Raw genomic sequence first — 11,699 nt, 5'->3', positions numbered from 1 at the left:
CCTGTTACAATGTGCAAACTAGACTAGCTAGTCAAATACTGGCAACCCATGTTATTTAAAACTTTAATACTTAAGAGAAGAGGCAATGACCCAACCAAAACCTAAACGCAAAACGCTTGCACGTAATCTAGTATTTTTAGTGGTTGTTCTAGCAGGAATTGTTTACGCCTTGGCCAGTCTGTAATGGATCTTTTCCTAAGTACGTTAAGCTTCACCCTTAATGTTACTGCTCCAGTTTTTATACTGGTTTTTTTAGGACTGTTTTTTGCCAGAATCGGTTTAGTTAATGATGAGTTTAACCGTGTTGCTTCACGCCTAGTCTTTAGTGTTACTCTGCCTACGCTGGTTTTTTTAACCTTATTAAATACCGACTTAACTCAAGTCTTTGCTTTAGACCTACTCGTCTATGCTGGCTTAGTTACTTTGATAGGTTTTGGTGTATTGGTTTGGCGGGCAGGTTCAATTCCAGCCGATGAAGATAAAGGTGTATTTGTACAGGGTGGCTTTAGAGGCAATCTAGGTATTTTAGGTTTGGCTTTAGCAGGCAACCAATACGGTGATGCTGGCTTAGCTTTAACCTCAATTCTGTTGGCATTACTGATTATTATCTATAATCTGCTTTCTGTAGTGGCGCTAAACCTTTGGCGTGATACCCAAGAAGGGCAGGGCATAAACTGGCGACGTATTCTAGTCGATATCGTAAAAAACCCTTTGATAATTGCTGTTGTTTTAGCTATACCCACCTCACTTTTTGAATTGCCGTTACCAGATTTAGCTTTAAAAGTGGGTAACTACTTCGCCAGCATGACGCTTCCTTTGGCGCTTTTGTGTATAGGTGCGGCATTGGATTTAAAAGCCCTCCGTGCCACTAGTAGCCTGGCACTGAAAGCAACGGCTTATAAGTTATTATTTTTACCCCTGCCTATGGTTTTTGGTGCTTGGTTGTTAGGTTATCAAGGCATGACTTTAGGGGTATTGTTTTTAGTCTTTAGCTGTCCTACAGCTGCCGCTAGTTATGTAATGGCAAGAGCCATGGGTGGTAACCCTGTGCTAGCCGCCAACATTGTTGCGTTAACAACTTTATTTGGCACGCTGTCTATTAGTATTGGCGTGTTTGCACTGCACTGGTTTGGTTTAAGTTAAGGTTTTTACATGGTATCTAAGCAAAGTTTGTCAGCTGTTCCTGAGGGTGCAGAAGAAATACGTTTAAAGTTACCTCACCTAGAGTTAGCTGCTCTAGCTTGGGGCGATCCAGAGGGCAAACCACTTTTAGCACTACATGGCTGGTTAGATAACGCTATGACCTTTGTAAAGCTAGCACCTGCTTTAGCAGCGGCTGGTTACCGGGTTGTGGCACTTGATTTTGCAGGCCATGGTTTTTCAGCTTGGCGTCCTGCTGGGCAAACCTACCTGTTATTAGATAACTGCTTTGATGTGCAAGCAGCCGCTATGGCCTTAGGTTGGAAAAGTTTTACTCTTATAGGGCACTCTATGGGAGCAGGTGTTGCTTCGCTCTTGGCAGGTGCTCACCCAAGTGTGGTTGAAAAGCTGTTATTGATCGATGGAATAGGCACGCTAACCACGGCAGATAAAGATGCTGCAAGTCAGTTAAGTCAGGCAATGGCTCGCTGGATAGGTCACCAAAAAAGGAGCCGTAATCAAGATGACAAGGATGCAGTTTCAGCCTTTTCGGGTAAGATATACCCTAGTATCGATTTAGCAGCCAAAGCTCGTATGTTAGGCGTAGGGGCTGTTGACTACCCTGCTGCCTTACAACTTTGTCAACGTGCTTTGCAGGCAGTTGATCCTTCAGATGCTGCCACTGGCTGGTTTTGGCGTAGTGATTCTCGCTTACGCCACCCTTCACCTTTTCGTTTAACCGAAGCTCAGAACCTGTCTTTTATGACCGCAATAAAAGCGCCTACCCTCTACCTAGAAGCTGATCAAGGATTAATGGTAAAACGTCCTGAAATTGCGACTCGTTTGCAGGCAATTGAAAATGCGCAAAAATTATCGCTAACGGGTGGCCACCATTTGCACCTAGAAGAAACAAGCTGTGAAGCAGTTACAGCCGAAGTAATACAGTTCTTAAGCTAGTATGAAGGGGTAAGAAAAGTATGGTGCGTAATTCGTTAAGTATTCGCTCTTCCCATAATAAACGTGTTGCACTGGTCTTAGGCTCTGGTGGTGCTAGAGGCTTTGCACATATAGGTGTAATAGAAGAACTAGAAGCCAGAGGTTATGAAATTGTTGGTATTTCCGGCTGTTCTATGGGGGCTCTAATCGGTGGGTTTTATGCAGCAGGAAAGTTAAAAGAATATAAAAAATGGGTAACAGGCCTTAACTACTTTGATTTATTTCGCCTAGTGGATGTTACCTGGAGTTCTATGGGTGCCATTAAAGGTGAAAAAGTAATGCAGGTGATTACCAGTATGTTAAATAGCCGCACTATTGAATCCTTACCCATTCCCTTCACTGCTGTTGCTACCGATCTAGTCAGTCAAAAAGAAGTCTGGTTTCAAGAAGGCTCATTAGAAAAAGCTATTCGAGCTTCGGTTGCTGTGCCTGGCATTATTACGCCAGTGCAAGATAGGGGACGAACACTGGTTGATGGTGGTTTGTTAAACCCTTTGCCGATTACCCCAGCCGTTGCCTGGCATGCTGATTTAATTGTTGCAGTGAACGTAACTTCACAAAGGTCTAGTGAAAGCCTAGATGAGTTAGTTCCTATTAAAAAGAAACGCCATAAAAAAGATTCAGAACCCACAGCGGTGGGTGAGTGGATGGATAAAGTGCGTGGTAGAACGGGCGGATTGCTAGAGCGCTTTAGCTTATTAGAAGGTGACGCAAATAACTCAGAAGACGCAAATGAGAGCACTGAAGGAACTTGGGGAAAGCTTAATATTATGGTGCAATCTTTTGAAACAACTCAAGCTGCCTTAGCTCAGTATAAAGTGGCTGGTTACCCTCCTGATGTTTTAATCGATGTGCCTCGTAGTGTCTGTAAAAGTTTTGATTTTCACCGAGCAGAACAGCTTATAAAACTGGGTCAAAAAATAGCTAAAAAACAGCTGGATAAATGGGAAGCTAGCCAACCTATTTTTAGCGGTGATTTAGATGGTTAAACTGGATATTAAAGGTACTTGGCTGGGTTTTAAACGCCTTTTACCTTTGTCTATGTTTGTTATTGCCTTTGGCCTGGCTTTTGGATTGGCCGCAGCTCAAGCAGAAATGAGTAAATTAGAAGCCCTGCTAATGAGTGGTTTGGTTTTTGCTGGTGCTTCACAATTTGCTGTGCTAGAGCTAATGCGTGAAGAAATACCACTGCTAGCTATTATGATTACTACTTTTGCCATTAACGCCCGTCACCTATTAATGGGTGCTTCTCTTTACCCTTGGTTAAAAGAAATACCCACTGCAAAACGCTATGGCATTCTTACTTTTATTAGTGATGCTAATTGGGCCATTGCTGCCCAAGATTACCAACAAGGCGAACGTAATTTAGGCATTATTTTAGGTGGTGGTTTAGCACTTTGGTTAGCTTGGGTGCTGGGTACTTGGCTTGGGTTAGTGCTTACTCAGGGGATTCCTAACCCAGAAGCTTTGGGGCTAGACATGGTGTTAGGTTGCTTCTTATTGACTATGGCAGTGGGTGGTAAAAAAGATTTAAGGGTTTTAGTTATTTGGGCAACTGCAGCCTCGGTAGCACTGTTAGCATTAAAGTATTTACCACCCAATAGTCACGTAGTGGCTGGCGCGTTAGCCGGTGGTTTGGTTGGTGCTTTTTGGTTGCCAAAAACTCAAGCAGCGGAGCCAAAATAATGGATTTAAGTAATACAGCCTCTGCCACTTTTATTGTTATAGCAGCCATGACTTTAGTCACGCTCATTACTCGTTACGGTGGTGTGTTTATAATGAGCTTTGTACCCTTAAACCGCCGGGTAGAAGGCTTTATCAACGGCATGTCTGGCTCGGTACTTATTGCCTTAATTGTACCTATGGCAGTAGAAGGTGACACAGCCGCTAGCCTAGCTTTATTAACCACTTTAGTCATGGTTCTTTGGTTAAAAAAACCACTGGCGGCTATAGCTGCCGGTTTAATAGTTACAGCAGCTTGGCGTTATTTTATTGGTTAAAGACAAGAGTTTTAGGGTACCTTTATAACTAAATCAGGTATGAAACTAGGCTCTTCAAACTCGTTAGGGTATCCACCTGGGTTAGCTATTATACGTGTGCCTTGATACTCAAAATCGACTCTTTCGTGCACATGACCATGAATCCAAAGCTTTGCTTTACCCATGAGTTGGTCTAGGTTAGAAGCAAAGGCTGGTGATAAAATATCCCCTTGAAAACGTGGCGGAATACAAGCGGCATTAGGGGCATGATGACTAATAACGACCTGAGTGCCAGCAAAAGGTTTTGCTAACTCAGTAGTTAGCCAGTCAACCGCAACCTTATGTAAGCGCTGACTTTCTTCAGGTAAAAACCTCTCACCTTCAGGCTGCTCAATAATATGGTAGTCGAGCATAAAGCTTAGTGCTTTCTTATAAGTGCTGACATAATCTTTTTCTAAATCTCCTGCATAAAGATTAAAGTCTGTCCAAAGGGTTGTGCCTAAAAACTTTACCCCATCTAACTCAAGGCTAGTATTATCAAGTAAGTGAATTCCTAGCCTTTCGGCTTTATTTCGTAGTTCTTTACGCATAGCCGGCATAGAAGAGCCATAATACTCATGGTTGCCAGGCACATAAATAATGGGTGTACCTGAAAAGCGTTTAGCAGCCCAGTCTAGCCCAGCAGTACCTAGGTGAATATCACCTGCCAAAATAATGACATCGGCATCCGCATCAGGAAAATCGCGCCCATCTATATAAGTCTCAAAATGTAAGTCAGAAAAAATCCTTAAACGCATAAGACTACCTTTATAAATAACGGCTAGAGCAAATACTCTTTTCCTAACTGGTTTATTTCTGTGCAGCCTAGCAAGCCTAGGGTTCTATCGGCTTCAGTTTGAATAATTTCTAAGGCTTTATCGGCACCGGCTTGCCCACCTGCGGCTAAACCATAAAGAGTTGCTCTACCGCTTAAGACTAAATTCGCGCCTAAGCAGAGGGCTTTGATTAAATCACTACCACGGCGTAAGCCACCATCCACAATGAGTAAAAAATCTTGCCCTACTGCTTGACGTATTTCAGGTAATACATCGATAGCGCTTGGTGCTGAGTCTAACTGGCGACCACCGTGGTTAGAAATAACAATGCCATCTACACCTAAGGCTTTGGCTTGTAATGCATCTTCACTGGTGAGTAGACCTTTTAGAATTAACTTACCTTGCCAGTTTTCTCTTAGCCAGCGGACATCTTGCCAGTTTAAAGATGCGTCCATTTCTTTAGTTAAAAAACTAGCAGCATTTTTAGCACTAGCTTGGTTTGGCGGTAAAGAGTCACCTAAGTTAGTAAATTTAGGCATGCCCTTGGGTACTAAAATATCCCAAACCCAAGCAGGCCGAGTGGCTAGGTGAATTAAATTGCGCAGGTTTAGCTGCATAGGCGCACGATAATTGCGTCTATCCCAAGTACGATTACCTAAAACAGAGGTATCAACGGTTAGCACTAGAGCCTCGCAGCCGGCTTTTTTAGCTCGCTCAATAACACCTTTAAAGTTTTCTCTATTCTGAAAAAGATAGAGTTGCATCCAGTGACGCACACCCGTCGCTGCAATACGTTCTAAAGAAACGGTAGACACTAAGCTTTGAATAAAGGGTATGCCGGCTTTTTTAGCGGCAAGGGCTAGTTTTAAATCGCCCTCGTGGCTAAGTAAACCATTAAAGCCTGTTGGTGCTATGGCTAATGGCATGGCTATACGCTGATCAAAAATTTGGGTAGATAAATCACGTTGGCTTATATCAACCAGCATTCGTGGCCTAAATAAAATATCATTAAAAGATTGGCGGTTACGGCTTAAAGTTAACTCATCATCACCGCCACCTTCTAAGTATTCCCTACAGAAATTAGGTAGCTTTTTAACTGCACGAGCACGCAAATCATAGAGGCTTTGAGCGCGATCAAGATTAGAACCAGAGTAGAGACGTCTTAACACAAGGGTATTCCTTATTTTTTCTTACGTGCTTCTCAGCGACCAGATTTAGCTCAGTATAGAGTAGGTATGAATGTATGTCTTTTACCGTATTCTACCGTCTCAGTAAACCTTAAAGCTAAACTGTGTTCGCTACTCTTGATTAACTACCCTTGTTGCTTCTCTCGAGTAGTCTGGCTTAAGAATGGGGAATAAATAGTTTATAAAATAAGTAGTAAGTAGAGCGATACAAACACCTAAAGCATAACTCTTGCTCAGCTTTTTTAGGCGCACTAGAGCAAGGTCGTTAGAGTCTTACATCAAAAAGTGCTCACCTCATAAAACCATTAAATTAACGGGCACTTAAGGTTCATCGGCTTTAGAGCAAGTTAATCTTGTATTGCCGCTTTACTACAGTGAGTTTGTAATCAGCAACAATAAAATACTCTAGCGTTGGGTTCTAATGCGTACTAGCATATAATACAAGTGAATACAGAGGTGTTTTCTATGAGTATTACAAGTATCCGGCTAGCAGACGATATCAACAAACCACTTGAATCTTTAGCTAGCAAGCTAGATAGAAGTAAAAATTATCTTATAAATCAAGCAATTAAAGAGTTTTTAGCTAGGCAGTCATTAGAAGATTCTAGGTGGACAGACACACTAGAGGCACTAGAGTCTATTAAGTTAGGTAAATCAATCCCTGAAGCAGATGTGAATGCTTGGTTAAATAGCTGGGGCACTGGTGAGCGCAAAGAGCTACCAAAATGATAGAGGTTAGGTATTCACCAGGTTCGCTCAAAGACCTTCAGCGAGTTGTTGAGTTTGTGGAAGTAAAGAACCCTTACACAGCCCGTAGAATAGCAATTGATCTCCAAGAGGGAATTTCCAAGTTAAAACAATTTCCAAAAATTGGTTTGCCCGTAAGCAAAGCTCCAGATCCAGAAAGAATTCGAGACCTATATATTGGTAACTACACTGCACGGTATTTAATTGCTGATAGTGTTATTTATATTTTGAGGGTTTGGCACAACAAAGAAAATGAAAGAAATCTATAAAAAGGCAAGGTTAGCCCTAAAGTTAATTTTAACTGTTAGGGCTTAGGGTTACTGCAAAACTACCTTTACAAAACCTACCCAGCCATCATGGCTATACCTACTTTTGAGCGGTTGGGGCGATTGATGCTTCGAGTTATCCAATCCCCCGTTGCGGCTAGTTTTTCTAGGTTTATACCGCTTTTTATACCTAGTCCATTTAGCAGATAAATCACGTCTTCACTGGCTACATTGCCTGCTGCGCCTTTAGCGTAGGGGCAGCCGCCTAAGCCTGCAACCGAGCTGTCAATAACTGCTATGCCTTCTTCTAATACTGCGTAGAGGTTGGCTAGAGCTTGGCCATAGGTGTCGTGAAAGTGGGCGGCCAGTTTACTCATAGGAATGTGCTGGCTAACTGCTTCTAGCATACGTTTGGCCTTTAGCGGTGTGCCAACGTCTACCAACTCTTTGTTGTTAGCAATCTCCAGCCATAAATTAATGGATACACGGTTGAGTATCTGAGCTCTAGGGTCTATACCTCCAAAACGTCATTTGTTTTTTTGGTAGCGAAGGTGGTTATAAAGGAAGGCACCTTTTGACTAATCTATGAATATATGTTGACAAACTTGCTCATGACTGGCCTTTAAAATATTCAGCTTGGCAAGCTTTTTACTAGAGTCCAAGTAGGTTCGTTAAAACAGTGTTTTATGGACTACTTAATTCTTTCTTAGGTAAATTCTTGAGCTTACTTAGGACGATAGCCACGTTTGCTTGTATTGCGTTTAAGCTCTCGTTTAATGGTGGATTTGTGAAAAACCAGCGTTTTAGCGATTTCAGTTTGGGTTAAATTGTTATCAAGCAGTGCATATATTTGGTATCGTTGTTTTCTGGTGGATTGTGTGTAGCGTCACATGTTTGCTTTTTATTCTTGGTCGATAGAAAAGCATAAAGTGCTAGAGTAGCTCGCCTTAAAATCCTAATTTAATGAGTTGTGCTTGAGAGTTAAGTCAAGGTCTAGAAAGGAAGTAAATAATGAGCAGTGGTTTTTCTTGGTCGGATATTTGGTGGGCCCTTATACCCACTCAGGCAGTTGGTGTGGTTTTTGGCTTAATTATGGTGGCTATATTTTTAGTTTACATGGTTTTTTTATTTCGCACCTATTTTGTAGAAAAACCAAAGCGTACAGATCAATTGATTGACGCGATTGAAAAACAAAATTCTGAAAAAAATGCTTTTCTTCGGTATAACTTAAAGGAATACTTTAAAAATAAATGTACAGATAAAGTAATTAAAAACTTGTGGTTAGATTTTGACCAAAGTCTAGTAACAAATACTACTAAGACGAAAGATTATAGTACAATAGATAGCAAGTATTTTTTTAATACAACTAATGTTTTTCCACACTTAAGTGGTAGTCGTTTAATAGTTTCTATACCGAGTATGTTGGTAGCAATAGGTGTTCTTGGTACTTTTACTGGATTGGTGCTAGGTTTAAATAACCTAGAGATAAATACTGATGATACAGTAGTTTTAAAACAAGGAATTGGAGAGTTAATTAGCGGCGCATCTATTGCCTTTAATACTTCTGTTCTAGGTGTTTTTTTTAGTTTGATCGCTAGTACTACTGAAAGGGCATTAGAAAAAGCTGCACATAAATCAGTTGAAAAAATTAACCATCTTTTAATTAGTGTTTTTCCGATGGCTCCTAGTGAGCAAGCCCTATTACACATTAAAGATAGTAGCGAGCAAAGCAAAGAAGCACTACAAACCTTACATGAAAAAATCGGTAGTGAGCTACAAAAATCTGTCTCTAGTATGTCTGAGGATTTTCAGAAGTCTATGGAGCATGCTTTAACAAAAATTATGGAACCAGCAATTAATAGTCTGGTGAGTAATACGCAGCAGCAGTCTTCACAAGCTTTAGAGGACCTCGTAACTGAATTTATGGGTGGTATGAAGCTAGCTGGACAAGAGCAAGCACAGGAAATGAATAATGCTGCCCAAGCTGTTCAAGAGTCGATGCAAGAAATTAGTGAGCAGCTCAGTCAGTCTTTTGAAGGCTTTAATAGCCAACAAAGTAAGTTTTTAGAGAACAGCGCTGAGCAGCAAGGTAACTACAAACAGCAACAACAAGAGTTGCAAGAAGATTTGCTAGAAATTTTTGAAAAAAACCAAAAGCAAAATGCTAATGCGCAAGAGCAATACGATCAGTTGCTAGGCAACTTATCTTCTAAACAAAGTGGTTTACTTGAAGACTTAGCTATTCATCAGAAAGCTATTCAAGAACAGGCTGATTTGCGTGATCAAGCTAGACAAGAAGAAGTTAAATCAACTATTGAACAACTAGGTAAAGAGCAAGCTGATTTACTTAGCGAAATTACTGAATATAGCCGTAACGCTGCAGAACAAAATCGTTTACTTATTGAAAATCATAAGCAGTTAACAGAACACCTAAATGCTGCTGTTAATGGAATGGAAAATAGCAGCAATAGTATTCAAGCTACAAGTAAAAGCTTGCAGTTGGTGTCTGCTAATACAAGATCGGCAACTACAGAAATGGCTGATGCGTTGAAATTGTTGAATGCCGGTTTAATAACTACTAACTCAGAAAATAGCCATTTAGCTGAAATATTAACCAAGCAAAGCCAAAGTATGACCTTACTGCAAACCAATTTACTAGTAGCAACAACTGAGCTTAAGAAAACCGCCGAAACAGCTAACAGTGGTTTCAATCAATTAGAAGAGCATCAAAAAAGCTTCTTACAAAGTCTTTCTAAAGAATTACTTGGCAGTGTGGGTATGTTTGCAGATCAAATTAACAAAATGGAAAAGCAAGCTGAACACTGGCTTAGTAGTTATAGCCAAGAAGTTACAAACCAAACCAATGAGCGTTTAAAAGAGTGGAATAATCAGACATTTGAATTTACTAAAAATATGACTAGTGCAGTTAGCGCGATTAGTACTTTGGTAGATGAGATTGAGCAGAAGGTGGAAAAAAGTGCGTAAGTACCATAAAGCACCACCTGTAGATGAAGAGAACTCCTATTGGATGTCTTTTTCTGATGTTATGTCTGCCTTGTTGGTTATATTTATATTGGCTGCAGTAGCCTTAATGGTTCAGCTACTTGAAACAGAAGCTGAATTAAAAGAAAAAGTAGATAAGTTAGACCAAGAAATTCAGCAGTTAAAAATAGCAGAGAAAGTTAGAAAAACTATTTTAGAAGAGGCTGCTGAAGAACTTACTAAGCTTGGTATTCAAGTAGTTGTAAGTGAAAATGATAGTGTGTTGCGTATTCCTAATGATCTTCTTGGATTTAGTACTGCTGCATATGAGATACAGCCACAATTTCATGAAACTGCTTATGCAATAGGCAAGGTATTGCATAAAGTAATTAGTCGTGAAGATAGAATTGATTATCTAGACACAATATTTATAGAGGGTCATACAGATAACCGTTCATTTAACGGCGTTTTAGGTAAAGGTAACTGGGGGCTCTCAACTTTTAGGGCGATAACTTTATGGCAGTTTTGGACTAACTCTTTACCAGCGAGACTTAGCTTGCAAGAAATGCTTAACAAAGATGACCAGCGTCTTTTTTCTGTTAGTGGCTATGCAGAAACACGGCCAGTTACTAAGCAACAGATTACCCTAGAAGAGTTAAGTGCTAACCGACGGATTGATATACGCATCACTATTCGTAGACCAAAAAGCCAAGAAATTGAGCGTGCCCAATTAAATATCATCGAGAAATAAGATGAGATTACCTGATATTAAAAATTTCAAACTTAATGATTGGCAGCCTGAAGCTTTTAAACAGTGGCAAGACCTTATCTATAGCTTAGGCCAACAAGTCGCAGGTAAGCACACCAAGGGTTTTGAAGAGAAAGTCGCTGAGATTAAAGGTTGGAATGGAAATGGTTATGACAGGGATTTTAATGAGTTTCTAGATGATAGGTTAGCACTTCGTGCTCTGACGTGGCTGTGGGTGAGCGATACAGCATTTCGCAAACGTTTCTTTAAAAATGAGATGCTGGAGCATTTACTTAGAAAAAAGACTTGGCTAGGTAACCTAGTTGTTATTGAGTTAATTAGTCTCTACTTAAAAGAATATGACAAGTTAGATATAGAGGCAGGTAACGAATCACCAAAAATCTTAAATAAATTAAGAAATTTAATTAAGTCGCAGCTAGCTATTTTTTCTAAAAGAAAAGCTGTCAGAAGAAAAAATCCAAAAAACATGGCTGTTGAGAAAAATATTATTGATGCTTTTATTCATCATAAAGATATGCTGATTAGTGACAGCTCTGCTTTAAAAACATCTAGTTATGCAGTCAAATACAATCTTGACTTGCAAGATTTGTTTAATAGAATCGGTTTGAAAGGATTTGATGATGGTCGGTTTGCTGACCAGTGCCGCTTTTTGTTTTATATCCTGGATTCAACTCTCAAGTGCAACTCATTAAACTAGGATTGGATGGCAAGCTGCTGTAGCATCTTATGCTTTTCAATCGACCAAGAATGAGAAGCAAACATGAGACACTACACACAGCTCACCAGAGAGCAACGATACCAAATATCTGCCCTGCTTG

12 protein-coding genes and 2 pseudogenes are annotated in these 11,699 nt (G+C 40.3%); 10 read left to right on the top strand and 4 right to left on the bottom strand.

Annotation, left to right across the window (positions count from 1 at the left end):
- Positions 1–183 precede the first annotated feature (183 nt).
- From BP27_RS0109780 to BP27_RS0109760, 5 genes are read left to right on the top strand one after another with little or no spacing between them, the layout of a single operon-like run.
- Complete coding sequence (locus tag BP27_RS0109780; RefSeq protein WP_027851399.1) at positions 184–1,143, top strand: AEC family transporter; 960 nt, start codon at positions 184–186, stop codon at positions 1,141–1,143.
- Between the two features lie 9 nt (positions 1,144–1,152).
- Positions 1,153–2,097, top strand: coding sequence for an alpha/beta fold hydrolase (locus BP27_RS0109775; protein WP_051610498.1), 945 nt, complete (start codon positions 1,153–1,155; stop codon positions 2,095–2,097).
- A gap of 20 nt (positions 2,098–2,117) precedes the next feature.
- Positions 2,118–3,125, top strand: coding sequence for a patatin-like phospholipase family protein (locus tag BP27_RS15895; protein ID WP_051610497.1), 1,008 nt, complete (start codon positions 2,118–2,120; stop codon positions 3,123–3,125).
- Positions 3,118–3,822, top strand: coding sequence for an AzlC family ABC transporter permease (locus BP27_RS0109765; RefSeq protein ID WP_051610496.1), 705 nt, complete (start codon positions 3,118–3,120; stop codon positions 3,820–3,822). The genes BP27_RS15895 and BP27_RS0109765 overlap by 8 nt, the downstream gene beginning before the upstream one ends.
- Positions 3,822–4,136, top strand: a complete 315-nt coding sequence (locus tag BP27_RS0109760; protein ID WP_027851396.1) for an AzlD family protein — start codon at positions 3,822–3,824, stop codon at positions 4,134–4,136. Before BP27_RS0109765 ends, BP27_RS0109760 begins: the two co-directional genes overlap by 1 nt.
- Before the next feature lie 11 nt (positions 4,137–4,147).
- Here BP27_RS0109760 and BP27_RS0109755 read toward each other — a convergent pair whose 3' ends face one another.
- Positions 4,148–4,912, bottom strand: a complete 765-nt coding sequence (locus BP27_RS0109755) for a metallophosphoesterase (RefSeq protein WP_027851395.1) — start codon at positions 4,910–4,912, stop codon at positions 4,148–4,150.
- Positions 4,913–4,935: 23 nt separating this feature from the next.
- Entirely contained in the window at positions 4,936–6,099 is a 1,164-nt protein-coding gene (locus BP27_RS0109750) for an alpha-hydroxy acid oxidase (RefSeq protein ID WP_027851394.1), read from the bottom strand.
- Between the two features lie 483 nt (positions 6,100–6,582).
- Here BP27_RS0109750 and BP27_RS0109745 point away from each other — a divergent pair, with 483 nt between their 5' ends.
- Positions 6,583–6,846, top strand: a complete 264-nt coding sequence (locus tag BP27_RS0109745; protein ID WP_027851393.1) for a CopG family ribbon-helix-helix protein — start codon at positions 6,583–6,585, stop codon at positions 6,844–6,846.
- Positions 6,843–7,133 carry a type II toxin-antitoxin system RelE/ParE family toxin gene (locus tag BP27_RS0109740; protein ID WP_051610495.1) on the top strand — a complete coding sequence of 97 codons (291 nt, stop codon included), beginning with the start codon at positions 6,843–6,845 and terminating at the stop codon, positions 7,131–7,133. The genes BP27_RS0109745 and BP27_RS0109740 overlap by 4 nt, the downstream gene beginning before the upstream one ends.
- Positions 7,134–7,207: 74 nt before the next feature.
- Here the strand turns inward: BP27_RS0109740 and BP27_RS15890 are convergent.
- Positions 7,208–7,564, bottom strand: a pseudogene (locus BP27_RS15890) (beta/alpha barrel domain-containing protein); the annotation flags it as partial.
- Between the two features lie 290 nt (positions 7,565–7,854).
- Positions 7,855–7,983: pseudogene (locus BP27_RS17585) on the bottom strand (helix-turn-helix domain-containing protein); the annotation flags it as partial.
- 158 nt (positions 7,984–8,141) lie between these two features.
- Here BP27_RS17585 and zorA point away from each other — a divergent pair.
- The 3 genes from zorA to BP27_RS0109720 are packed head-to-tail and all read left to right on the top strand — an operon-like array spanning position 8,142 to position 11,578.
- The gene (gene zorA, locus BP27_RS0109730; RefSeq protein WP_027851391.1) at positions 8,142–10,115 is read left to right on the top strand and encodes an anti-phage ZorAB system protein ZorA; all 1,974 of its coding nucleotides are present in this window, start codon (positions 8,142–8,144) and stop codon (positions 10,113–10,115) included.
- Positions 10,108–10,863 carry an OmpA/MotB family protein gene (locus BP27_RS0109725; RefSeq protein WP_027851390.1) on the top strand — a complete coding sequence of 252 codons (756 nt, stop codon included), beginning with the start codon at positions 10,108–10,110 and terminating at the stop codon, positions 10,861–10,863. Before zorA ends, BP27_RS0109725 begins: the two co-directional genes overlap by 8 nt.
- 1 nt (position 10,864) lies before the next feature.
- A complete protein-coding gene (locus BP27_RS0109720; protein ID WP_027851389.1) occupies positions 10,865–11,578 on the top strand; it encodes a hypothetical protein in 714 nt (237 codons plus the stop codon).
- Positions 11,579–11,699 lie beyond the last annotated feature (121 nt).

Source organism: Marinospirillum insulare DSM 21763, from assembly GCF_000686905.1.
Lineage (GTDB): Bacteria > Pseudomonadota > Gammaproteobacteria > Pseudomonadales > Halomonadaceae > Marinospirillum > Marinospirillum insulare.
This window is presented reverse-complemented; position numbering and strand designations above follow the sequence as displayed.

Bases quoted from the DNA above. Each gene is read 5' to 3' on its own strand.
- BP27_RS0109720 (WP_027851389.1), top strand. From the start codon at position 10,865: ATGAGATTACCTGATATTAAAAATTTCAAACTTAATGATTGGCAGCCT.
- BP27_RS15895 (WP_051610497.1), top strand. From the start codon at position 2,118: ATGGTGCGTAATTCGTTAAGTATTCGCTCTTCCCATAATAAACGTGTT.
- BP27_RS0109755 (WP_027851395.1), bottom strand. From the start codon at position 4,912: ATGCGTTTAAGGATTTTTTCTGACTTACATTTTGAGACTTATATAGAT.
- BP27_RS0109745 (WP_027851393.1), top strand. From the start codon at position 6,583: ATGAGTATTACAAGTATCCGGCTAGCAGACGATATCAACAAACCACTT.
- BP27_RS0109775 (WP_051610498.1), top strand. From the start codon at position 1,153: ATGGTATCTAAGCAAAGTTTGTCAGCTGTTCCTGAGGGTGCAGAAGAA.
- BP27_RS0109740 (WP_051610495.1), top strand. From the start codon at position 6,843: ATGATAGAGGTTAGGTATTCACCAGGTTCGCTCAAAGACCTTCAGCGA.
- BP27_RS0109765 (WP_051610496.1), top strand. From the start codon at position 3,118: ATGGTTAAACTGGATATTAAAGGTACTTGGCTGGGTTTTAAACGCCTT.
- BP27_RS0109760 (WP_027851396.1), top strand. From the start codon at position 3,822: ATGGATTTAAGTAATACAGCCTCTGCCACTTTTATTGTTATAGCAGCC.
- BP27_RS0109780 (WP_027851399.1), top strand. From the start codon at position 184: ATGGATCTTTTCCTAAGTACGTTAAGCTTCACCCTTAATGTTACTGCT.
- zorA (WP_027851391.1), top strand. From the start codon at position 8,142: ATGAGCAGTGGTTTTTCTTGGTCGGATATTTGGTGGGCCCTTATACCC.